Origin of the sequence: Pseudomonas sp. V98_8, assembly GCF_029967975.1 — a bacterium.
GTDB lineage: Bacteria > Pseudomonadota > Gammaproteobacteria > Pseudomonadales > Pseudomonadaceae > Aquipseudomonas > Aquipseudomonas umsongensis.
In genome coordinates this window covers 98,481-122,592 of sequence record NZ_JASCAE010000084.1, presented here as the reverse complement: position 1 = coordinate 122,592, position 24,112 = coordinate 98,481, and the positions used below count along the sequence as shown (strand labels likewise).

Sequence of the window (24,112 nt, the reverse complement as noted above, 5' to 3'; positions counted from 1 at the left end):
AGATTGTAAATTCAGTGCGAATAGTAATTTTTCGCAATTGATACAAATACGTGTTTACACTATATTCCGCCGCCTCAAATCCTTGGGGAGGGGAATAAAAATGTCACGCCAACAACCACAACTACCGGTCAGTTCACCGCGTTTTCTCGCTTCTGCAATTGGCGTGGCGATCACTGCCGGCTCTGCGGGCCAAATGCTTTTCGCGGCGGAAAAAACCAACGAGCAGGCACCGAGCAACACGATTTCCCTCGGCGCAACCGCGATCACCGGCGAAGCCCAGGATGAGACCTCCTACAACGTCGAAAAGGCCTCCTCGCCCAAGTACACCGCGCCCCTCGTCGACACTCCGCGCTCGATCACTGTCATTCCGCAACAAGTCCTCAAGGACACTGGCGCCCTGAACATGCAGGACGCACTGCGTACCGTCCCGGGCATCACGTTCGGTGCCGGTGAAGGCGGCAACCCTCAGGGCGACCGTCCGTTCATCCGCGGCTTCGATGCCCAGGGCGATACCTACCTGGACGGCGTGCGCGATACCGGTTCGCAAAGCCGTGAGATCTTTGCCGTTGAGTCGATCGAAGTCAGCAAGGGCCCTAACTCGGCCATTGGCGGTCGCGGCGCTGCCGGTGGCAGCATCAACCTGGTGAGCAAGAAAGCGCATCTGGGCGACTCGTTCGACGGTGGCTTTACCTGGGGTTCAGACCAGACCCAGCGTTACACCATGGACGGCAACTACCAGTTCTCCGACACCGTTGCCGGCCGTTTGAACCTGATGAGCCACGAAAGCAATGTCGCCGGCCGCGAAAGCGTCGACTACGATCGCTGGGGCGTCGCGCCTTCCCTGGCCTTCGGCCTGGGCACCGACACCCGTGTCAACCTTGACTACTACCATCTGGAAAGCAACGACACACCGGATTCGGGTATTCCCTACACCATTCCGGCCGGTGGCTCGACTGCCCGCACCAAGTCCAATCCGGACAAGCCCTACGCTGGCGGCGACAGCAGCAACTTCTACGGCCTGACCGATCGTGACTTCCGCAAGGGTCGTACCGACACCGCGACCATCGCCATCGAGCACGACCTGAACGACGCGTTGACCGTCAAGAACACCCTGCGCCACGGCAGCAGCATGCAGGACTACATCCTGACCCAGCCGGACGACAGCAAGGGCAACGTCAACAACGGTACCGTTTGGCGCCGGGCCAACACCCGCGTCAGCAACACCGATACGACGACCAACCAGACCGACCTGTTTGGTGACGTCTACATCGCAGGCTTCAAGAACAGTTTCGCAACCGGTATCGAATTGAGCCGCGAGGAAAGCAAGAAGTCCTCGTATACCGTCAACACCGACACCACGCCTGGGACCACTCCAGTCACCACCACCTGCAACCCGGCGATCATCGGCGCACCCAGCGGCTACAACTGCACCTCGCTGTCGAACCCTAACCCGAACGATCCATGGAACGGTTCGATCACCCGTAACTACGCCGGCACCGACACCACGGGTAAAACCTACGCGCTCTACGTGTTCGACACCCTGACGTTGTCCGAACAGTGGCTGGTGAACATGGGCCTGCGCTACGACCATTTCGACACCGACTACAAGACCTTCAACGCCGCAGGCACCACGACCTCCAAGGGTGATGACGTCAGCGAGTTCGTAACCGGTCAGTTCGGTGTGGTCTACAAACCAGCGGAAAACGGCAGCATCTATGCGTCCTACGCAACGTCCGCGACACCTCCGGGCTCCACGCTTGGCGAAGGTCAGGACGGCAATCCGCTGGGCGGCACCCCGGATCGCAACGGCAACCTGCTGAAAAGCGACATGGAGCCGGAAACCACCAAGAACTACGAAATCGGTACCAAGTGGGACCTGCTCAACGATCGCTTGTCGCTGACTGCCGATATCTTCCGCACCGAAAAAGACAACGCCCGCGTCCAGGTCGATACCACCACGTACGAAAACGCTGGCAAGACCCGCGTCCAGGGTGTCGAGCTTTCGGCCACTGGCAAGATAACCGACAAATGGCAAGTCTTCGCCGGTTACGCCTACATGGACAGCGAGCAAGTCGACGGTGGTGACCTGCCGGCAAACAAAGCCAACGACGGTAACGAACTGCCTAACACGCCGAAAAACAGCGCCAGCCTGTGGACCACTTACCAGGTCACGCCGAAGCTGACCATCGGTGGCGGTGCGTTCTATGTCGACGACGTGTTCGGCAACGTGGCCAACACCACCATGGTCAATGACTATGTGCGCTACGACGCGATGGCCGCGTACAAGCTGACCAAGAACATCGACCTGCAGCTGAACGTGCAGAACCTGACCGACGTTACCTACTACGACAAGGCGTTCTCCACGCACTTCGCCAACCAGGCGGCGGGCCGGACTGCCTTGTTGAGCACCAACTTCCACTTCTGATAACAGAAGCGTGAACCTGTAGGAGCTGCCGCAGGCTGCGATCTTTTAAACTTCGGCGAATGCACCACCGCCAAAAATCAAGATCAAAAGATCGCAGCCTTCGGCAGCTCCTACAGGGGACAGGCCCCGTTCATCCAGGTGAACGGGGCTTTTGTGTGTCAAGGGAATGTTCCTCGATAACCCACGGCATAATGCGCGCCGTGATGACAATTTTTTAACGAACAAGGCGAGCGACGTGTTGAAGAAAACCCTGTTCCAGTTGCACTGGTTTTTTGGCATCAGCGCAGGGCTCGTCCTGGCCCTGATGGGCATTACCGGGGCGACGGTCTCGTTTCAGGATGAAATCCTGTACGCGCTGAACCCTTCCGTGTTGCAGGTGCAGAAACAAGTCGCCGGCGTGCTGCCCCCGGCTGACCTGGTGGAGAAGATCGAGGCGGCGACGCAGATGAAAGTGGCGATGCTCTCGGTCGGCATCGACAGCGACGTTGCCGCAAAAGTGTTCTTCACCCCGCCAGCGGGCGAGCGTCGCGGCCCCATGCGTTACTTCGACCCGTACACCGGCGAACTCCTGGGCGACGCCGCCGGCCAAGGCTTCTTCGGCCTGATGTTGCAACTGCACCGCTTCCTCGCCATGGGCGACACCGGTCGGCAAATCACTGGCGCCTGCACCCTGATCCTGGTGTTCTTCTGCCTGTCCGGCCTGTACCTGCGCTGGCCTCGCCAGTGGAAAAGCTGGCGCGCCTGGCTGACCCTCGACTGGAAGAAAAAAGGCCGCAGCTTCAATTGGGACTTGCACTCGGTTGCCGGCACCTGGTGCCTGGTGTTTTATCTCCTGGCCGCGCTGACCGGGTTGTCCTGGTCCTACGAGTGGTACAACAAGGGTTTGACTCGCCTGCTTTCCGATTCGCCACAGAATGAACGGGTTCGTGGTGGACGCGGCCCTGGGCCAAGCGGTCCGGCACCGGTGGTCGACTACTCGGCGGTGTGGAGCAGCATCTACAGCACTGCCGGTCCCGACCTGAGTTTCTACAACACCCGCATGCCGTCCGTGGCCGGGCAACCGGCAACTGTTTTCTACCTGTTGAAGAATTCGCCCCACGACCGCGCGCTGAACCAGATCACCCTCGACCCGGTGACAGGCGCGATCAAGCGGCATGACCGCTACAGCGACAAGAGCTTCAAGGCGCAGCTGTTGACCAGCCTCTACGCGCTGCACGTGGGCAGCTATTTCGGCATCGTCGGGCGCATCATCCTGACGCTCACGGCCCTGAGCATGCCGCTGTTCTTCGTCACCGGATGGCTGCTGTACCTGGATCGTCGACGCAAGAAACGCCAGATCAAGGACGCCCGCAAAGGCCTGGCGCAACCCGGCAGCGACGCCACGGCCTGGCTCATCGGTTTCGCCAGCCAGAGCGGCTTTGCCGAGCAACTGGCCTGGCAAACCGCTGGCCAGTTGCAGGCGGCGGGCCTGCCGGTGAAGGTGCAGCCACTGGCGGATGTCAGCGAGCAGGACCTGCATGCTTCGAACAACGCGCTGTTTGTGGTCAGCACCTTCGGTGACGGCGAAGCGCCGGACAGCGCCCGGGGTTTCGAGCGCAAGGTGCTGGGCCGGGCGTTAAGCCTCGATCGCCTGAACTATGCCGTGCTGGGACTCGGCGACCGCCAGTACCAACACTTCTGCGGGTTTGCCCAGCGCCTGCACAAGTGGCTGGGCGAGCACGGCGGCAAGACCTTGTTCGCGCCGGTGGAAGTCGACAGCGGCGATCCCTATGCCTTGCGTCACTGGCAGCAGCAACTGGGCCTGTTGACCGGCCAGGCGCCTGTGGGCACCTGGCAAGCACCGAGCTACGAAAACTGGACGCTGGTCCGCAGGGAATTGCTCAACCCGGACAGCAGCGGCTCACCGGTGTACTTGCTGGGCCTCAAGGCTCCAGGTACCAACAGCTGGCTGGCCGGTGACCTGGTGGAGGTGCTGCCGCGCAATTGCCCTTGGGCCATCGAGCACTTCCTCGAAGGATTGGGGATCGACGGCCGCGCGACGGTTACCCACGAAGGTTTGTCGCAACCGCTGGAACAAGCCCTCGCCAGCCGGCAGCTGCCCGAGAACCGCAGCCATCTGGTCGGCCTGCATGCGCAGTCCCTGGTGGATGCCCTCGTGCCGTTGGCCATGCGCGAATACTCCATCGCCTCGATAGCCGCCGACGGCATCCTGGAATTGATCGTACGCCAGGAGCTGCACCCGGATGGCACCCTTGGCGTCGGCTCCGGCTGGCTGACCGAACACGCCGCCGTGGGCGGCAGCATCAGCCTGCGCGTGCGGCGCAATAGCGGTTTCCACCTGCCCAATGAGCCGGTGCCGATGATCCTGCTGGGCAACGGCACGGGACTCGCTGGCTTGCGTAGCCTGCTCAAGGCGCGCATCGCCGATGGCCAGCAACGCCAGTGGTTGTTGTTCGGCGAGCGCAATCGCGAACACGATTACCTGTGCCGCGACGAGCTCGAGGAATGGTTGATTTCCGGCGACTTGCAGCGCCTGGACCTGGCATTCTCGCGTGATCAAGCCGAGAAGATCTACGTGCAGGATCGCTTGCGCGATTCGGCCGAAGAGCTGAAGAAATGGCTGGCGGAGGGTGCGGTGATCTACATCTGTGGCAGCCTTCAGGGGATGGCCTCGGGCGTCGATCAGGTGCTGAACGATGTGTTGGGCGCTGCCGAAGTCGAGCGCCTGATCGAACAAGGCCGCTACCGCCGCGACGTTTACTGACCCTACAGTGATCATTCCCACGCTTTGTGTGGGAATGCCTCAACGGACGCTCCGCGTTCGGCTCCGCAAGGGACGCGGAGCGTCCCGGGCTGCGTTCCCACGCAGAGCGTGGGAACGATCAATCTGATTTAACGCCCGGAGCCTGATAGCGCCTACAGGGGGCCAGTGTCAGGCGTTGACGGGTTCCACCGCCATCTCCACCACTTCCGGCCGCTTGACCAGCGCATACACCACCGCCGTCAACAAACTCCCCGCCACAATCGCCAGCAAGTACAGCAATGCATGGTTGATCGCATTCGGAATCGCCAACACAAACAACCCACCATGGGGCGCCATCAACTTGCAGCCGAAGTACATCGACAACGCACCGGTCAGCGCACCGCCGGCAATGCTCGCCGGGATCACCCGCAGCGGGTCTTTGGCGGCAAATGGAATCGCGCCTTCGGAGATAAAGCACAACCCCAGTACCAAGGCCGCTTTACCCGCCTCGCGCTCGGTCTGGGCGAACTTGCGCCTGGCAATGAACGTGGCGATGCCCAGGCCGATCGGCGGCACCATGCCGGCGGCCATGGTCGCCGCCATCGGTGCATAACTCTGCGACGCCAGCAGCCCGACCGAAAACGCATACGCGGCCTTGTTGATCGGCCCGCCAAGGTCGACACACATCATGCCGCCCAGCAGCACGCCGAGCAGAATCGCGTTGGTCGTGCCCATGCTGTCGAGGAAATGCGTGAGCCCGGCGAGCATGCCCGCCACCGGCTTGCCGACCACGTAGATCATCACCAGGCCAGTGAACAGGCTTGCCAGCAAGGGGATGATCAGGATCGGTTTCAGCGCCTCGAGACTCTGCGGCAACCGCGCATAACGATTGATCACCTGCGCCGCGTAGCCGGCGAGGAAACCGGCAATGATCCCGCCGATAAATCCGGCACCCAGGGTGCTGGCCAGCAGGCCGCCGATCATCCCCGGCGCCAGGCCCGGACGGTCGGCAATCGAATACGCGATGTAGCCTGCCAGCAGCGGCACCATGAGTTTGAATGCGGTATCGCCGCCGATCTGCATCAGCGCCGCCGCCAACGTCCCCTCTTCCTTGAAGGCGGTGATGCCGAATACGAACGACAAGGCAATCATCAAGCCGCCTGCCACCACCATCGGCAACATGTACGACACGCCGGTCAACAGGTGTTTGTAGACCCCGGTCTTCTCTTGTTTGACCGGCCCCTTGGCACCGGTCGAAGCGCTTTCCTGCTTGCCTTCAGCCAATGCTTTATTGAGTGTCGCTTCAGCCTGCTTGAGGGCAATGCCGGTGCCGCAACGGTAGATCTTCTTGCCGGCAAAACGCTCGGTGGCGACTTCGATGTCCGCCGCCAGCAGCACCACATCGGCATCGGCAATTGCGTCGCTGCTCAGCGGATTGCGTGCGCCGACCGAACCCTGGGTTTCCACCTGCAAGTCATAGCCCAAGCGCTTGGCCGCTTGCTGCAGGGCTTCGGCGGCCATGAAGGTGTGGGCGACACCGGTCGGACAGGCCGTCACGGCAACCAGTCGCGGCGCTTTCTCGACCGCGGCAACCGGCTCGACCACGGCTTTCGGTGCGGCATATACCCTGGCCTCTTCAGCTCCACGGCGCAGCACCGCTTCGACATCCTGCAGCGCTTGGGCAGGGGTGCTCTGGAACAATCGCTTGCCGACGAAACGCGACATATCCACAGGCCCGCTGGTCACCAGCAACACCCACTCGGCGGCCTCGATCGTGGCGGCCGACAGTTGCCGTTCGGGATGCCCCGCATCGCTGATCTCGACGCTGGTGCTCCAGCCTTGACGCTGCGCCGCTGCATCGAGCAACCGGGCGCACAGCACACTGGTGACCATGCCGTTCGGGCAGGCAGTAACAATGGCTAACTTCATGACCAACCCTCTTATTGTTCTGTCAGGGGGCGCACGCGCACACCCTGTTCGAGCTGCGCCAGTTGCGCCGCATCGCTGATGCCGAAGCCGATCTGGGTGACCGCCATCGCGGCAATCGCCGTGGCGGTGCGCAAGGTTTGTTCAGGCGTATCGGCACTGAGCAACCCGTGGAGCATGCCGGCCAACAACGAATCGCCCGCGCCTACCGTACTGGCGACGCTGACTTTCGGCGGCGTGGCATGCAGCGCCGAACCGACGCTGAACCAGTTCACACCCTCGGCACCGTGGGAAATCACCACATGCTCGATGCCTTGGGCGTGCAGGCGACTCGCGGCTTGCGCCTGGGCCAGGACCGACACCGTCTCGCCACCGAGCACTTCAGCCAACTCCTCGGCATTGGGCTTGATCAACCATGGAGCAGCCTTGAGCGCCGCCCGCAATGCTTGCCCACTGGTGTCCAGGGCGACCTTCAAGCCCAGATCATTCAATCGCCCGATCAATGCCTGCAACCACTGCGGGCTGATGCCTTGGGGCAGACTGCCGGCAACCACTACCGCATCATGCCCCGGCGCTATCTGGTCCAGACGCTCGAGCAATGCCTGCTGCGCCGCGGCGCTGACCAGCGGCCCTGGACCATTGAGGTCGGTGATGCGTCCATCGCTTTCCGCCAGCTTGATGTTGCTGCGCGTCTCACCGGGAACACGAATGAACGCATCGACAAAACCGCGTTTGGCGAACAGGCTTTCGAACGCTTGCTGATTGTCTTCACCGAGAAAACCGCTGACGGTCAATTGATGCCCGAGGTCCGCCAACACCTGCGCCACGTTCACCCCTTTGCCCGCGGCGTGGGTGTACATGATGTCGCTGCGGTTGACCTGACCGGGTTCCAGGCGCGCAAGCTGGACGGTGAGGTCCAGCGCCGGGTTGAGGGTCAGGGTTAAAATCCTGGCCATTACAAAGCCTCCACTAATGCGCGCACTTCATTCGCGCTGCCCACGGCAAGCGCCTGTTGGGCAAGGGTTTGAGCCTGGGTCAGGCTGAGTTCGCGAACCCGCGCCTTGACCTCGGCAATGCTGCGCGCGCCGACGCTGAGTTCATCCACGCCCAGGCCAACCAGCACCGGTACCGCCAACGGGTCGGCCGCCAACTCGCCGCACACACCGACCCATTTGCCATGGGCATGAGCCGCGCGCACGGTGATATCGATCAGTTGCAGCACCGCCGGATGCAAGCCATCGGCCTGGGCCGACAAGGTTGGATGACCACGGTCGATGGCCAGGGTGTATTGCGTCAGGTCATTGGTGCCAACGCTGAAAAAGTCGACTTCCCTGGCCAGCACCGGCGCCAGCAAGGCCGCCGATGGCACTTCGATCATGATGCCCAGTTGCAGGTCCGTCACTGGAATTTCCAGGCGCAGGCGTTCGGTCATGTCCCGCGCCTGGCGCCACTCGTCGACGCTGCCGACCATCGGGAACATGATCCGCAGCGGCCGGTTGTCGGCGGCGCGCAACAAGGCGCGCAACTGGGCTTCCATGATCTGCGGCCGTTGCAGGGTCAAGCGAATGCCGCGCACCCCGAGGAACGGGTTTTCTTCCTTGGCGATCGGCCAATACGGCAGCGGTTTATCGCCACCGACATCGAGGGTGCGCACCACCAGCGGACGACCGGCCAGGCCGTCGAGAACACGGCGGTATTCGGTTTCCTGGGTCGCCTCGTCCGGCGCTTGTGGGTGGGCCATGAAAATCAATTCGGTGCGCAACAGACCGATGCCTTCGGCGCCCTGCTCCACCGCACTGGTGACGCCGGCACTTTCACCGATATTGGCGAACACTTCGACAGCATGGCCATCGGTGGTCAACGCCGGTTGATGGCGTTGTTCGGCGGCGGCCTTCAAGCGTTGCTCGCGGGTGTCGCGCTCCTGGGTGGCGCGCTGCAAGGTCGCCGCGTCGGCGTTCACATGCAAACGTCCGCGTTGGCCATCGAGCAACAGGGGCGTGCCCGGTGCCAGCAGCAACACCGCCGCACCGGCACCGACCAGCGCCGGAATTCCCAAGGCCCGCGCAACAATCGCGCTGTGGGCGGTGGCGCCACCGCGGGCGGTTAGAATGCCGGCGACACGGGTCGGATCAAGGCGCGCCACATCGGACGGACCGACTTCGTCCATCACCAGAATGTAGGGCTGCTCAGGTTCATGCGGTGTTTCGACACCACTGAGCTGCGCCAGCACTCGACGGCCGATATCGCGCAGGTCGGCGGCGCGCTCGGCGAGCAAGGCGTCCTGCAACGACTCCTGTTGCCTGGCAGCGGCTTCGATCACCGACATCCACGCCGCTTCCGCGCTTTCGCCCTGCTTGAGACGGGTGTCGACCTCATCGGTCAATTCCGGGTCGTCGAGCATTTCCTGGTGGGTGATGAAAATCTCGCGGATGGCCTTGGCCTTGCTGCGTTCGATCAAGCTGTCGATGTCCTGGCGCACGTGCGCCAGCGCTTGCTTGAGGCGCTCTCGCTCGATGGCGGCGGACTCTGCGCGTAGCGGGTAATCGATGGTTTGCAGTACCTGGATATGCGCGGGGCCGATGGCGATTCCCGGCGCTGCGGCGATGGCCTGCACCAGACTGCCGGACGCCGGGGCGAGCAGTACTTGGGCCACCTCGACGATTTCTTCACGAGGCTGGCTCACCGCTGGCAACGGCTCGACTTCTTCACCGAGGCCCTCTTCAATCGCGGTCAACAGAGCGGGCAAGGCATCGGCAGCGATGCTCGGCTCGGCGATGATTTCCAGCACCTGCCCACGACGGGCGCCCAGGCTGAGCAGTTTGCTCAAGCTTTTCACCGACACCGCACTGTCCTGGCCATCGACGATGCGGATGCGAATTTCGCCTTCAAAGCTTTTCGCCAGTTGCGCGAGGATCTTCGCCGGACGGGCGTGCAGGCCGTGGGCGTTGGCCAGCGCAATGCGTGCGCTCGGCCAGTCTGCCGGCAACTCGCCGCCGAGCACTTCAAGCACCGCGCGACAACTGGTGGCACGGCCCAACTCATGGCCGCGACCTTCAATCAGCAACGCACACAGGCGTTCGAGCAACGCTTGATGGGCCTCGCCCAGGCTGGCCAGACAAAACAGGCCGCTCAGCGGTTGACCGAGGTAGCGCAGCGGTTTGTCAGGGGTAACGAACGCCAGGCCTGGACGCTTGACCGTTTGTTCACTGTGCAGCCACCACAGCCCATCGCCCAGCGGCAGCGCTTCGACTTGCTGCAACACGGCGGAGAAACCATTGCTGACGCAGTCGGCCTGACGCAGTAACCGCGCGCCACGCCAGACCAGCTCTTCGAAATCTTCGGCGGCGACGCCCAAGCCGATCATCTGCGCATCCAGCGCCAGCTCTTGCGGCGCGCCTTGCAGCAGTTTCAGCAAGGCCTCGGCGCTGCTGGCGCGACGCAAGGCTTGGCCAAGGTCGGTCTCGCCGAGCGCGCGGGTCAGCAGTTGCAGCAGGCGCAGGTGTTCGTCGGATTTGGCGGCAATCCCGATCGCCAGGTAGACGATCTGTCCGTCACCCCAGTCCACCCCCTCAGGGAATTGCATCAGGCGCACACCCGTGGAAAACACCTGGTCGCGGGTTTCTGGCGTACCGTGGGGGATGGCAATACCTTGGCCGAGAAAGGTCGAGCCCTGGGCTTCGCGGGCCTGCAAGCCAGCGAGGTAGCCCTCGTCAACCAGGCCATCGGCAACCAGGTGCCGGGCCAGCAGTTGCAGCGCGGCGGACTTATCCACAGCCGACTGGCCCATGGATATCTGCTCTATGGTGAGCTCGAGCATGCTTTCTCCTGTTGGCGCCCTTGGGGCGCCAGGTATTGTTTTTGAATGATTCAGCTTAGGCCTTTGTCTTAAAACAATCTTCGGCGGTTTCGCGGCAGAACCGGCCAAAGCAGCCATTAACGTAGAAAATACGCCTGCTGAATCGTTTAATCTAGAGTGATTGGCACGTTACTCGATAAAGTTGCATCGTTGAAGTCCAACTTGTCGGATGCGTTGTGACCAAGCTCGCCTGCCTGAATCGGGTAGGATTGGTGAAAATGTCGAGGCAAGCTCGAAAAAACAAGGAATAGCGGGTTGAAACTCAGTGATATAGCCCAGCTGGCCGGTGTGTCCGTCACCACCGCCAGCTACGTCATCAATGGCAAGGCCGAACAACAACGTATCAGCAGCGCCACCGTTGAGCGCGTGCGCGCGGTCGTCGAGGAACATGGCTTCACGCCTAATCCCCAGGCGGCCGGCCTGCGCAGTCGCCACACCCGGACCCTGGGGTTCATTCTGCCGGACCTGGAAAACCCCAGTTACGCACGGATCGCCAAGCTTCTCGAACAAGGTGCCCGGGCGCATGGCTACCAGCTGTTGATTGCCAGTTCCGACGATGCGCCCGACAGCGAGCGGCAATTGCTGCAACTGTTCCGCGCCCGTCGTTGTGATGCCCTGATCGTTGCCAGTTGCCTGCCGCGGGGTGACGACAGCTATCGCCAACTGCAAGCCAAAGGCATTCCGATCATCGCCATCGACCGGGTCATGGAACCTGAATATTTCTGCTCGGTGATCAGCGATGACCGCGAGGCCAGCCTGCACCTGACCCAAAGCCTGCTTGAGCCGTTGCCCAAGCAGATCGCCTTGATCGGCGCGCGTCCCGAATTGAGCATCAGCCAGGAACGGGCTGCTGGCTTCAAGCAGGCCCTGGTCGGGTACGACGGTGAGGTGCTCATCGAACACGCTGATTCGTTCAGCCGTGAGTGTGGCAAGCAGTTGATGGAAGAACTGATCCAGCGCGTAGGACATTTGCCCGAGGCCCTGGTGACGACGTCCTATGTACTGCTTCAGGGTGTGTTCGATGCGTTGCACGATTTTCCGTTGAAAACCCGCCCGCTGCGCCTCGGCACATTTGGAGACACCCAGTTGCTGGATTTCCTGCCGCTGCCGGTGAACGCGATGGCACAACAACACCAATTGATTGCCGACAAGGCCCTCGCACTCGCCCTGGCAGCCATCGAGCAGTCCGATTACCAACCCGGTGTGCTGGCCATCGCGCGGACGTTCAAACAACGTATTCGCCAGGACTGAGCCATGGACCTGATCGACACCCACACCCACCTGGACTTCCCCGATTTCGACGCGGATCGTCAGGCACTGATGGCCCGGAGCCGTGCTCTGGGGGTACGTAAAATGGTGGTGCTGGGGGTGTATCAGGCCAATTGGCAGCGCGTCTGGGAACTGGTGCAAAGCGATCCCGACCTGCATGCGGCGTTCGGCTTGCACCCGGTGTACCTGGAGGATCATCGCCCCGAACATCTCGCCGAACTGGCCGACTGGCTGGGGCGATTGGCCGGCCATCGCCAGCTGTGTGCGGTGGGCGAGATCGGCCTGGACTACTTCATCGAAACCCTGGACCGTGAACGACAGCAGGCGTTGTTCGACGCGCAGCTGCAACTGGCGGTGGATTTCCACCTGCCCGCGCTGATTCATGTGCGGCGCAGTCATGCGGCGGTGATTGCCACGCTCAAGCGTTTCAAATTGAAACGCGCCGGAATCATCCACGCCTTCGCGGGCAGTCAGGAAGAAGCGCGCGAATACATCAAGCTCGGTTTCAAGCTCGGCCTCGGCGGCGCTGCGACCTGGCCCCAGGCCCTGCGCATGCACCGCGTACTCGCCCGGTTGCCACTGGAATCGGTGGTGCTGGAAACCGACGCTCCGGACATGGCGCCGGCGATGTTCCCCGGCCAGCGCAACAGCCCGGCGCACTTGCCGGCGATCTGCACGGCGCTGGCGCAAATCATGTCGCTCGCCCCGGAACAACTGGCCGCCGCGAGCAGCGCCAATGCCCGTGAACTGTTCAACTGGTAATCAGTCGACGTGGGCCTTGGCAGCCTCGAGAATCAGCGTCATGTGCTGACGCTGGCGGGCGAATCGAAGCGCAACGAAGTAGACGAAAATCGCCAGCAGCGAAATGTTCAGTTGCTCCACGACGCTGAGTATGCCAATCCATTCCAATACCAACGCCACCAGCAATGTGCTGCAAATCATGATTAGCAGGCTGGCCTTTAACATGGCCAATGAGTCCAGGGACTTGAAGCGCCTGATCTGTTTCGGATCGTACAGTTGCAGGGCTTTCTGACAGTGGGTACAGGTGAATGCTTCGTTGATTGCAATGGCATTGAGTTGCCAGGGTTTGAGCAATAGCGTGCGCTGGCAATGTGCACAGCGCCCCTGGATACCAAGTGTTGCGACAGCCATAACCGTGCCTCCTCCATGCGGTCAGTAACGTTGATAATCCTTTATTGAAGACGAAAAAAGCAGTTCCGAAGAAAATAAGGACCTTTCCTACAAAAGAATAGGTCGAGGTACTACAGAAATTTCAGGCGTTCACCAATCTGTGGGTCTGCACTCCCACAGGTTGGTGAAATGTTTTCAGACCCGGAAGGCGCTGATCAGCTGCTTGAGCTGCACCACCTGCGCCGACAGCGCGCGACTGGCATTCTCCGTCTGGTGGGCACCTTCGGCAGTACGCTCTCCGGCACGATTGATCTCGACAATGTTCTGGTCAATGTCGTGGGCCACGGCGGTCTGCTGTTCCACAGCCGCGGCAATCTGCTGGTTCTGATCGACGATCATGCCGACAGCCCCCAGGATATTGTCCAGGGCTTGCTGGACCTTTTCCGATTGTCCCACCGTTCCATTGGCCATCTCATGGCTGACGCCCATCGCCTTGACCGCGGCCCCAACACCGCCATGCAGCTTGGCGATCATCTGTTCGATCTCTTCGGTCGATTGCTGGGTGCGCTTGGCCAGTGTGCGGACTTCATCCGCCACCACCGCAAATCCGCGCCCCTGCTCACCCGCCCTGGCTGCCTCAATGGCGGCATTGAGTGCCAGCAAGTTGGTCTGTTCGGCAATGCTCTTGATCACTTCCAGCACACGGCTGATGGACTGGCTGTCGCTGGCCAGCTGGTTGATCACCTGCACCGACTGGTCGATTTCGCTGGCCAGCGCAGCGATGCTGCCCTGCTGCGATTCCACCAGCCCACGACCGCTCGCCGTTTCGTCGTTGACACTGTGGGCGCTGCTGACGGCGGCGGCAGCGCTGCGCGCCACCTCAAGGGACGTGGCCGACATTTGATTCATCGCCGTGGCGACCTGCTCGATCTGCGAGCGCTGCCCGGCCACGGCCTGGTTGCTTTGCGCGGAGACACTCTCGACTTGCCCGGCCTGGCGCTCGACCTCGCCGACGGTCTGTCCGACACGCTCGATCAAGTCATGGATCTTTTTCACGGTGCCGTTGAACACCTCGCCCAACTCCCCCAGCTCATCACGACTGTGGGCGTTGAAAGTGACTGTCATGTCGCCGGCCGCCACTTTGTCCATGATCTCGCCAAGACGCTTGAGGGTGGTGCGGGTCGAGGCGTAGAAGGCACCGTAAAGATAAAAGATCAGCACAAACACCACCGACAGCGCCACGGCCTGCAGAATCATGTGCGTGCGGTTCTGGTCCAGGCGCTGTTGCAACTGGGTGCCGAGGAATTTCAAGGTGGCTTCATTGAGTTGATAGGTCTGGCCCATCAGCGCCGAGACCTGATCGTAAAAGGCCTGCCATGGTGCATCGAGCGTGTCGGCCATCACCACCTGCTCTTCGAACAGTTCGCTGGCCTTTTTCAACGACGCCTTGCTGCTGTCAGCCTGGGTCGCCAGGGTTTCGCGTGCGGCGTTGCTCGAGCCCGTTGCGTCCTGCAGCTTCAGACCGTACTCGGCATGGAGCTTGTCGAGCTGTACCAGCAGTTCATCGAAACGCGTGCTCGACGACGAATTGAGAAACCCCTGGCCCAAGGAAGCGGAGCCCAGTGCGCGACCTTCACCCAGCATCTGGGTAACGCGCGGAGTGATGTTGGTGACGAGCTCGCTCAGCTGACGCATGTCACTCTGGCTATCGTGGCTCAGGCCGGCCTGACTGGCGATGATCTGGCCGAAGACCTGCGCATTGCCGAGCAGCTTGCTGATCAGTGCACTTTTGCTTTGCAGGGACTTTTCCGTCTGCTGCGCTTTGAATGCGTTGATCATTTCATCGCGCTTGGCATCGAACAGCACGACCTGCTCCGGATCGGTGGCCATCGCCGTCAACCCCTGCAAACGTGCCAGGACACCTTGTTCAAGCGTACCGATCTGCGTCTCGACATTCCCCGCCTTGCCCGACTGGCCCAAGGCGACGTTGATCTGCACAAGATTGTTCAGGGTTTCCAGATCACGCCTTAACGCGAGACTGCTACCCAACAGATCCAGGCTCTGCAATTCGACCCGGGTGCCCTGGAATTCGCGATAGGAATCACGCACCAGGTAGAAGTTGGTTACCAGCATCGGCACCAGGAACAGTACGCTGATCAGGCTGAACTTCATGCCGAAGCTCAAGCGGTTCATCAGCGCGACGGCGGGATAGAGCAAGCTCTTCACTGGAAGTCTCCCTTCGATTTCTTATTTTTATTGGCGGGCGCAGCGAGACGGCAGATAGCCAGTATTCGGCGCTATCTCTGTATAGCGTAAATCAGGGGAGGTTTTTGTAACTTAAGGTTAACGGAAGACACATTTTATGGGTGACGGCATCCTCGCGAAGAACGATGACGCGGTGCGGCAGATGCACCGCAGCGCCTGGTTCGCCGGCAACCCAGCGCCTACGGCAGAACCGTCCACAACGCAAAACCCGCATACCAGAGCACTGCCGCCCGCAGCAGCAACTCCCAGATGCGATCGAGGCTGTTGACGCCTTCGGGCCCGACCACCGGAGCTGGAATTTCACCAGCTACCAGCCCGGCCTTTTCGATCAATTGGGCAGCGCTGATGTTCCAGTTCAACAGTTCGTGCAACATCACCCGGCTGACCGCGACAAAGTTGCCGACCAGGGCAAAGCTCGCTGCCAACAGACGCACCGGCACCCAGTCGAATGCATGGCGCAGTTGCGCCGCGCGCTCGACCACCGCAGGGTTTTGCCCATGTTCTTCGGCCAGCGCCAGCAATCGATAACTCAGCGCGGCCACCGGCCCGAGCAGGAAGTACCAGAAAATGATCGCGAAAAAGCTCTGGTAGGCCTCCCACAGCAAATGCCCTTCGACCCGCTCCAGCAGTTGCTCGGCATTGTCGGCGCAGATGTCCAGGTCACGCTTGGCCACATGAGCCGCCGCTTGCAGGTCTTCGCGACGCCAGGCATCGCGAAAGGATCCTAGCTCCCCCAGCAGATCACCACGCCCCAGGCTGTAGATCACCACCAGCAAATGCACCGGCAACGCCAACAGACCGTAGGCTACGGGGTCGAGCACCACCAGCAGCAAGCCCAGCACCGCCACTGGAAACAACACCAGCACGGCCAGGACCAGCCACGGCCGCTTTACCAGACGCGGGCTGAGCTCAAGCTTGTTCAGCTCACGAATCCAGCCAGCGTCGTGCTGAACCCGGTGGCGCAGGGCCGAAAACTTCTCGATCCATACCGCCAACAGCAACACCAGAAAACTCATTATCCTTCCTCTTGTGCCAAGGCCGCGCGATAGCGTGCCCAATCGAACGCGGGACCCGGATCGGTCTTGCGCCCAGGGGCGATATCGCTGTGCCCGCAGATACGCTGCGTGGTGATGGCCGCAAATGCCGATTGCAACTGCCGGGTCAGGGTCGTCAACGCTCGATATTGCGCATCGTCGAACGGCAGATCATCCGTACCTTCGAGTTCGATGCCTATGGAAAAATCGTTACAGGTTTCCCGCCCTTCAAAACTCGAAACGCCCGCATGCCAGGCACGCTCAAGGCAAGAGACAAACTGAGTGACGGTCCCGTCGCGCTCGATCAGAAAGTGCGCGGACACCCGCAGGTGTGCAATCCCTTCAAAGTAGGGATGCTCCGTGACATCCAGGCGGTTCTGGAAAAACTCCTGCACCTTTCCAGTCTTGAACTGCGCTGGCGGCAGGCTGATGTTGTGGATCACCAGCAGGGAAATTTCGCCCTCGGGGCGCGCATTGAAGTTGGGCGAGGGGCATAAATGCACGCCTTTGCACCAACCGCTGGCGGGGTCCAACTGCATACAGGTTCCTTCAACGACGACTGTGTTGGCGCCAGTATGCCGCGATAGGCCATCGGGGGCGATCATTTGACGCGATTGAGGCACTGCAATTTGCCCGGCACTGAAGCCAGGTCTGGTTCAAACAATACGTCATCGTCGAACACGCGTGCGGTATCGACCGGGCCTTCCTCAGCCGTAGGCAGGATGATTGGCTCCAATACCTCGACCATCGCTGTCGCATCGGCTCGCGAATGCCCTGGATGCTCGAACACTTGAACGTGCAAGCATTCCAGCTCGCTGAAAAACGCACGGGTCGCAAATGGATCGAACGCCGAGCCGCTCAGCCCTTCGCGCAATGCCTTTAACAGCCCCGGAACCAGCGTCAACAGATGCTCACGAGCATCGGGCTGTTCATGACGTTGGACGCTCCAGATCAATTGCATCATGGTCTGCACGTCAGCCTGCCACTGCGGTGACAGATGGCCACGCTTGAGGCAGGTCAGTAGCAATACCTTGCTCCAAGTGTCGAGCAAGAACGCCAGCACACTTTGCGGCAATGTCTTACCCAGCAGCGCCTGATTCAACGCTTGCTCTACTCGCTGGCGGGCCAAAGCGGTCTGGGCGTGACTTTCTTCGGCGTCACGAATCCGCTGCTCCAGCCGTTCGCTGCGTCGGCGTTCGTCACGGGTGAGCGCGTCAGCTTGCTCACTTTCCGGCATGGCAAGCTCAGAAGCCGTGTTGTTATCCATCGTGTCGCTTGCAGGGGCTGGTGTCAGGCCTGGCAGCACGCCGGTGGCGATCAACAGTTGGTTGGCCTGGGCGTAAAGCTGGCCGGCGCCACTGAGCACATAGCGATCAAACAGGGTGAGGATGATCAGCTTGACCTTGATGTCCACGCCCAGGTGACGCCCGGCCGCCAGGAAGCACTTGCAGAGCACCGTAGGACCCAGGGGATTGTGCTGTTCGATCAGCGTCCTTCGCAACAACGTACTCAGACGGGCGGTGAGTTGGTCAAGGGCGAAACCGTCGCGGTAGAGCACCTTGTTGACCAATGCTTGCACAGCCAGGTTGCGTTCGGGCTCGTCCTCAAGCGGTGCAACATTGGCATTGGGAGACAATGACCGAGGCAGCATCCTGTAGGCGAGGTCGCATTGGCCGAGGTTAATGAATGCCTTGAAGAGGTGCTCGAAAAACAGCCGCTCGATACTTTTGCGCTTCAAACGCAAATCGCGCATCGCCTCAAAGAAAAGATTCTGCTCGACATCGTCAGGTGCCCGGTCGGCCATTTCGAAGAGGGTATCGTCGGCATTATCGAACAGCGCCTGCAAGCCCTGCCGTAGCTGTTGCGTCGCCTTGTCGCGAACCTGCAGCACAATGACAGGCAGGCGGGCGAGTGGCAGTTGCGTCGCCTGGTCACTAGGGACCCTGCGCAATGGCACTACATTCCCGTCGATATGCATCCAGCCTCCTGAAATTCCAGACCGCCAAAGCCATGACGTCAAATCCAAGGCGAATTATCAGGTAAAGGGCGTCCTTGCGCCACCCCGGCGCGTACTTCGCAGGAAAAGGAGGCAACCCCAAGGGGCATCACACACGCAATCGACCAAATGCAGGCTTCAGAACGCCAGCAACCGTTCTGACGCCTTGGGTTGCTCAGTACCATGGCCCTATAATCGGGGCACTTTGTTTGTGGAGCGCCTTATGCCGAATCTACGTCTCGCCGACTTGAACGCCGAAATCGAAGCCAACGTGCGCCGCGCGTTGCTCGAAGACATCGGCAGCGGCGACATCACCGCACAGCTGATTCCCGCCGAACGCCTGGCCAAAGCCACCATCATCACCCGCGACGCTGCCGTCATCAGCGGCACCGCCTGGGTGGATACCGTGTTTCGCCAGCTCGACCCACGGGTTGCGGTGCACTGGCAGGTTGCCGATGGTGAGCGGGTCAAACCCAATCAGGTATTGTTCCACCTCGAAGGGCCAGCTCGCTCGCTGCTGACGGGCGAGCGCAGCGCGTTGAACTTCCTGCAAATGCTCTCTGGCGTTGCCACTCGCGCGCAGCAGTTGGCAGACTTCGTTGCCAATACCCAAGTCAAGCTGCTCGACACCCGCAAAACCCTGCCAGGGCTGCGTTTGGCGCAGAAGTACGCCGTAACCTGTGGCGGTTGCCACAACCATCGCATCGGCCTGTATGACGCCTTCCTGATCAAGGAAAACCATATCGCCGCCAGCGGTGGCATCCCGCAGGCCATTGCCGCCGCCCACAAGATTGCGCCGGGCAAGCCGGTAGAAGTCGAAGTGGAAAGCCTGGATGAACTCAAGGAAGCCTTGGAGGCCGGTGCCGACATCATCATGCTTGATGAGCTGAGCCTGGATGACATGCGCGAAGCCGTGCGCTTGAACAACGGCAAGGCAAAGCTGGAGGCCAGCGGCGGGATCAACGAAAGTACGTTGCTGCCGATTGCCGAAACCGGGGTGGATTACATTTCGATCGGGGCGATGACCAAGGATGTGAAGGCTGTGGACCTGTCGATGCGATTAAGCCTCTGATCGCGCGCCGCTGAATAAAAAACGCCGGCCTCCTGAAGGCCGGCGTTTTTGTCAGACCACCAGATTGTTCATCTCGCAGTACTCTTCCCATTCGACGCCCAAGACTTCGGCCGCTTCCCTGTGCAGTTTCAGGCGTTCGATCTCGTATTCTTCAGGGGTCGAGGTGTACTTGAGCGTCAACTCCCAAGGCTGCAAGCCCTGGGCTTCGGCTTCATCCTCGAACGCCCACTGGATCTGGTCCCTCTGATCATCGGGTGGCAAGTCCTTGATCTCTTCCAGCAAATGGGGCACGTCCAGCACGTATTTCTTGAGGGCTTCTTCGTGTCTGGCTTCTTGAGACAGTTCTTTAACGGTCATGGCGTTCTCTTTGATCGGGGGAATGGAAGATGGATCTGGATCATCAAGGATCTCTCTGACGCAAAAAAACCGCGTAAAGCCCGGCTTTTCTGGCCTTCAGAACCATTCGGGATCATCTGAAAACAACGTGTCGCTGGTGCCCGAGACAGGAATCGAACCTGCGACCTTCGCGTTACGAGTGCGCTGCTCTACCGACTGAGCTACACGGGCAGTGGGCTAAACCTAGCACTGACCATGGGGCCAGGCAACTTCGAACACTGTTAAAAATCAAAAGATCCCGGCCTGCTGCTGCGCCTGCATAAGGCTGCGATCCTTTGATTTTTCTGCACATGGCAAAACGCCCCGAACCAGTCGGGGCGTTTTGTTGTTCAGCGCTCAGATGCGGGAGTGATTAAACGCCCGAAGCCTTCGCCGCTGCTACGTCCTTGATGGACAGCTTGATACGGCCGCGGTTGTCCACGTCCAGTACCAGCACTTCCACTTCCTGACCTTCTTTCAGGATGTCGGTCACTTTCTCAACGCGAGCATCGCTCAGCATGGAAATGTGAACCAGACCGTCCTTGCCAGGCAGGATGTTGACGAATGCGCCGAAGTCGACGATGCGCTCAACCTTACCGACGTAGATCTTGCCGATTTCGGCTTCAGCGGTGATACCCAGGACGCGCTGACGTGCAGCTTCTGCAGCTTCCTTGGTTTCGCCGAAGATCTTGATCGAGCCATCGTCTTCGATGTCGATCGAAGCCTTGGTCTCTTCACAGATCGCACGAATGGTCGCGCCGCCTTTACCGATGACATCACGGATTTTGTCGGTGTCGATTTTCATCGCGATCATGGTCGGTGCGTTCTCCGACAGCTCGGTACGCGACTGGCCAATGATCTGGTTCATCTGGCCGAGGATGTTCAGGCGCGCTTCCAGGGCTTGGCCCAGAGCGATTTCCATGATCTCTTCGGTGATGCCCTTGATCTTGATGTCCATCTGCAGCGCGGTCACGCCTTTGGCGGTACCGGCTACCTTGAAGTCCATGTCGCCCAGGTGGTCTTCGTCACCCAGGATGTCGGTCAGGACGGCGAATTTCTCGCCTTCTTTAACCAGACCCATGGCGATACCGGCAACCGGTGCCTTCATTGGGACGCCAGCGTCCATCAGGGCCAGGGAAGCACCGCAAACGGAAGCCATGGAGCTCGAACCGTTGGATTCGGTGATTTCCGATACAACGCGGATGGTGTACGGGAACACGTCAGCGGCAGGCAGCATGGCCTGAACCGAACGACGGGCCAGGCGGCCGTGACCGATTTCACGACGACCAGCGCCACCCATGCGACCACACTCGCCCACCGAGAACGGAGGGAAGTTGTAGTGCAGCATGAACGGGTCTTTTTTCTCGCCTTCCAGGGTGTCCAGAAGTTGTGCGTCACGGGCAGTACCCAGCGTCGCAACTACCAGGGCCTGGGTTTCGCCACGGGTGAACAGGGCCGAACCGTGAGTCTTCGGCAGCACGCCGACTTCGATGTTCAGCGGACGTACGGTACGGGTGTCGCGACCGTCGATACGTGGCTTGCCGTTCACGATGTTTTCGCGAACGGTGCGGTATTCGATTTCACCGAAAGCCGCTTTGACTTCAGCGGCGGAAGGCTGGCCTTCTTCGCCGGACAGCTTGGCGACGACCTGGTCCTTCAGCTCACCCAGGCGAGCGTAACGGTCAGCCTTGATGGTGATGGTGTAAGCCTGGGAGATCGCCTCGCCGAACTCGGCGCGGATCGCACCCAGCAGTTCAGTCGCTTCGGCTTGCGGAGCCCAGGTCCAGGTTGGCTTGGCAGCTTCGGCAGCCAGCTCCTTGACGGCCTGGATCACGGCCTGGAATTCGTCGTGGGCGAACAATACTGCGCCCAGCATCTGGTCTTCGGTCAGCTCTTTGGCTTCCGATTCAACCATCAGGACGGCTTCCGAAGTACCGGCAACGACCATGTCCAGGCTCGAAGCTTTCAGTTGTTCGTAAGTCGGGTTCAGCAGGTAGCCGGTGCTTTCGTGGAAGGCAACGCGGGCAGCGCCGATCGGGCCATCGAAAGGAATGCCGGAGATGGCCAGGGCAGCCGAGGTACCGATCATCGCAGCGATGTCCGGATCGGTCTTCTTGCTGGTGGAAACCACGGTGCAGACAACCTGCACTTCGTTCATGAAGCCTTCAGGGAACAGCGGACGGATCGGACGGTCGATCAGTCGGGAAGTCAGGGTTTCTTTCTCGGAAGGACGGCCTTCGCGCTTGAAGAAACCGCCAGGGATCTTACCGGCAGCGTAAGTCTTTTCCTGGTAGTGAACAGACAGGGGGAAGAAACCCTTGCCTGGATCGGCTTGCTTGGCACCAACGACGGTCACCAATACGCTGACGTCGTCATCAACGGTGACCAATACTGCGCCGGAGGCCTGACGGGCGATACGGCCAGTCTCGAGGGTAACGGTCGACTGACCGAACTGGAATTTTTTGATTACCGGGTTCACGGTGTCCTACCTTCTTTTGTGGCTCTTGGGGAAACTGGGTTCTTGCGAAATTCTTGGGCAACGCCGGGAATCGGCCCGACAGGTTGTCCTGAGTGCTCTTGCACAGGCAAAACGAGTATCCAGATAAAACTTGAGGCTGGGAGCCTGCCGTGCACCGGCGGAAACCCGCTGACGCACGACAGACAACCAACCTCTAGCGCAATCGCTTATTAGCGACGCAGACCCAGGCGAGCGATCAGAGCGCTGTAACGGCTCACGTCCTTGCCTTTCAGGTAGTCCAGCAGCTTACGACGCTGGTTAACCATGCGGATCAGACCACGACGGGAGTGGTGATCTTTACCGTTGGCCTTGAAGTGACCTTGCAGTTTGTTGATGTTGGCGGTCAGCAGTGCAACTTGCACTTCTGGCGAACCAGTGTCACCAACAGCTTGCTGGTAGTCAGCTACGATTTGAGCTTTTTCTTGAACGTCGAGAGCCATGTGGCAATCCTTTTATCAGGAAACTGTTTCAATAACAGTTTCAACAGGCCAGGGACAAATCCCTGTATCTAAAAATGAGTAGTGACCATGCCTGCTAACAGCCACACTCGCCGACCTGCTGTTACACAGATCGGTTTCCGGTCATTCTGACCGAATCAGTCGACGCGGCGCGATGCGCCCGTCTTCGCTCACTTCACCGATACCGATGAAGCGACCATTGTGATCCTGTACCCGTACCATGCCGAACTTCGGGGCATCCGGGGCGCGTACCGGCTGGCCATTGAGCCAGTAGAACGCGCTCGCTTCCGAGAACTGCAACAGTGGCCAATCCAGCAGGCCGCTGTCCGATGGCATCAGGAAGCGGTCGACCGCCTCGTTGCCGCCTTCGGCATGTACCGCTTCCAGCTCTTCGAGGGTCACGGTCTGCGCCAGGGTGAATGGCCCGGCCTGGGTACGTCGCAGTTCTGCAACGTAAGCGCCACAACCGAGTTGCTCACCGATATCCTCCACCAGGGTGCGAATATAGGTGCCTTTGGTGCAATCCACCGCAAGCCGCGCAGTATCCCCTTCGAAGGCCAGCAATTCCAAGCGCGTAATAGTAACAGAACGCGGTTCGCGCTCCACTACTTCACCTGCACGAGCCAGCTTGTACAACGGTTGCCCATCACGCTTGAGAGCCGAGTACATCGGCGGTATCTGACTGATTTGCCCACGAAATTGCGGCAACACAGCTTCGATATCGGCGCGACCAACGGTCACCGGGCGCTCCTGCAAAACCTCGCCCTCGGCATCGGCCGTGGTGGTGGTCTTGCCCAGTTGCGCGAGGGTTTCGTAACCCTTGTCGGAATCGAGCAGGTACTGCGAGAACTTGGTGGCCTCACCGAAGCACAGCGGCAACACGCCAGTGGCCAGCGGATCGAGACTACCGGTGTGCCCGGCCTTCTCGGCGTTGAGCAACCAGCGGACCTTCTGCAAGGCCGCGTTGGAGGTGAACCCCAGCGGCTTGTCGAGCAGGATGATGCCGCTGACGTTACGACGGATACGTTTGACCTGAGCCACCGA

General features: G+C 60.5%; 17 protein-coding genes and 1 tRNA gene. 5 read left to right on the top strand and 13 right to left on the bottom strand.

Annotated elements, in window-relative coordinates; genetic code table 11:
• The first annotated feature begins 100 nt into the window (after nt 1-100).
• Together QLG10_RS26000 and QLG10_RS25995 are read left to right on the top strand one after the other, a co-directional pair.
• Entirely contained in the window at nt 101-2,425 is a 2,325-nt protein-coding gene (locus tag QLG10_RS26000; RefSeq protein ID WP_282488271.1) for a TonB-dependent siderophore receptor, read from the top strand.
• Between the two features lie 235 nt (nt 2,426-2,660).
• Nucleotides 2,661-5,189: a sulfite reductase flavoprotein subunit alpha gene (locus QLG10_RS25995; RefSeq protein ID WP_282488270.1), complete on the top strand. Its 2,529-nt coding sequence runs from the start codon at nt 2,661-2,663 to the stop codon at nt 5,187-5,189.
• Between the two features lie 168 nt (nt 5,190-5,357).
• On the opposite strand, the gene QLG10_RS25990 is transcribed toward QLG10_RS25995, so the two are convergent.
• The 3 genes from QLG10_RS25990 to ptsP are packed head-to-tail and all read right to left on the bottom strand — an operon-like array spanning nt 5,358 to nt 10,911.
• On the bottom strand, nt 5,358-7,097 hold the full coding sequence (locus QLG10_RS25990) for a PTS fructose-like transporter subunit IIB (RefSeq protein ID WP_282488269.1): 1,740 nt from the start codon (nt 7,095-7,097) through the stop codon (nt 5,358-5,360).
• Nucleotides 7,098-7,108: 11 nt separating this feature from the next.
• The gene (gene pfkB, locus QLG10_RS25985; RefSeq protein ID WP_188264265.1) at nt 7,109-8,050 is read right to left on the bottom strand and encodes a 1-phosphofructokinase; all 942 of its coding nucleotides are present in this window, start codon (nt 8,048-8,050) and stop codon (nt 7,109-7,111) included.
• Entirely contained in the window at nt 8,050-10,911 is a 2,862-nt protein-coding gene (gene ptsP, locus QLG10_RS25980) for a phosphoenolpyruvate--protein phosphotransferase (RefSeq protein WP_282488268.1), read from the bottom strand. The genes pfkB and ptsP overlap by 1 nt, the downstream gene beginning before the upstream one ends.
• Nucleotides 10,912-11,205: 294 nt before the next feature.
• Between ptsP and cra the strand changes: the two genes are divergently transcribed.
• Together cra and QLG10_RS25970 are read left to right on the top strand one after the other, a co-directional pair.
• Complete coding sequence (gene cra / locus QLG10_RS25975) at nt 11,206-12,201, top strand: catabolite repressor/activator (RefSeq protein ID WP_110746758.1); 996 nt, start codon at nt 11,206-11,208, stop codon at nt 12,199-12,201.
• 3 nt (nt 12,202-12,204) lie between these two features.
• Nucleotides 12,205-12,981: a TatD family hydrolase gene (locus QLG10_RS25970; protein ID WP_282488267.1), complete on the top strand. Its 777-nt coding sequence runs from the start codon at nt 12,205-12,207 to the stop codon at nt 12,979-12,981.
• On the opposite strand, the gene QLG10_RS25965 is transcribed toward QLG10_RS25970, so the two are convergent.
• From QLG10_RS25965 to QLG10_RS25945, 5 genes are all read right to left on the bottom strand, one after another.
• Nucleotides 12,982-13,371, bottom strand: coding sequence for a hypothetical protein (locus QLG10_RS25965; protein ID WP_248678148.1), 390 nt, complete (start codon nt 13,369-13,371; stop codon nt 12,982-12,984).
• A gap of 174 nt (nt 13,372-13,545) precedes the next feature.
• A complete protein-coding gene (locus QLG10_RS25960; RefSeq protein ID WP_282488266.1) occupies nt 13,546-15,576 on the bottom strand; it encodes a methyl-accepting chemotaxis protein in 2,031 nt (676 codons plus the stop codon).
• Nucleotides 15,577-15,794: 218 nt separating this feature from the next.
• Complete coding sequence (ampE, locus tag QLG10_RS25955; protein ID WP_248678145.1) at nt 15,795-16,631, bottom strand: regulatory signaling modulator protein AmpE; 837 nt, start codon at nt 16,629-16,631, stop codon at nt 15,795-15,797.
• On the bottom strand, nt 16,631-17,188 hold the full coding sequence (gene ampD, locus QLG10_RS25950; protein ID WP_020796543.1) for a 1,6-anhydro-N-acetylmuramyl-L-alanine amidase AmpD: 558 nt from the start codon (nt 17,186-17,188) through the stop codon (nt 16,631-16,633). The genes ampE and ampD overlap by 1 nt, the downstream gene beginning before the upstream one ends.
• 62 nt (nt 17,189-17,250) lie before the next feature.
• On the bottom strand, nt 17,251-18,627 hold the full coding sequence (locus QLG10_RS25945) for a DUF1631 family protein (protein WP_282488265.1): 1,377 nt from the start codon (nt 18,625-18,627) through the stop codon (nt 17,251-17,253).
• A 241-nt stretch (nt 18,628-18,868) separates the two neighbouring features.
• On the opposite strand from QLG10_RS25945, the gene nadC reads away from it, so the two are divergent.
• Nucleotides 18,869-19,717 (top strand): carboxylating nicotinate-nucleotide diphosphorylase, encoded by an 849-nt coding sequence (gene nadC / locus QLG10_RS25940; protein ID WP_110746747.1) that lies wholly within the window; start codon nt 18,869-18,871, stop codon nt 19,715-19,717.
• Nucleotides 19,718-19,768: 51 nt separating this feature from the next.
• Here nadC and QLG10_RS25935 read toward each other — a convergent pair whose 3' ends face one another.
• From QLG10_RS25935 to truB, 5 genes are all read right to left on the bottom strand, one after another.
• Entirely contained in the window at nt 19,769-20,074 is a 306-nt protein-coding gene (locus QLG10_RS25935) for a DUF6388 family protein (RefSeq protein WP_110746745.1), read from the bottom strand.
• A 134-nt stretch (nt 20,075-20,208) separates the two neighbouring features.
• A tRNA-Thr gene (locus QLG10_RS25930) sits at nt 20,209-20,284 on the bottom strand.
• 181 nt (nt 20,285-20,465) lie between these two features.
• Nucleotides 20,466-22,571 (bottom strand): polyribonucleotide nucleotidyltransferase, encoded by a 2,106-nt coding sequence (gene pnp / locus QLG10_RS25925; RefSeq protein ID WP_020796539.1) that lies wholly within the window; start codon nt 22,569-22,571, stop codon nt 20,466-20,468.
• Between the two features lie 209 nt (nt 22,572-22,780).
• The gene (rpsO, locus tag QLG10_RS25920; RefSeq protein WP_011332409.1) at nt 22,781-23,050 is read right to left on the bottom strand and encodes a 30S ribosomal protein S15; all 270 of its coding nucleotides are present in this window, start codon (nt 23,048-23,050) and stop codon (nt 22,781-22,783) included.
• Nucleotides 23,051-23,191: 141 nt separating this feature from the next.
• A complete protein-coding gene (gene truB, locus QLG10_RS25915; protein WP_020796537.1) occupies nt 23,192-24,109 on the bottom strand; it encodes a tRNA pseudouridine(55) synthase TruB in 918 nt (305 codons plus the stop codon).
• Between the last annotated feature and the right edge of the window lie 3 nt (nt 24,110-24,112).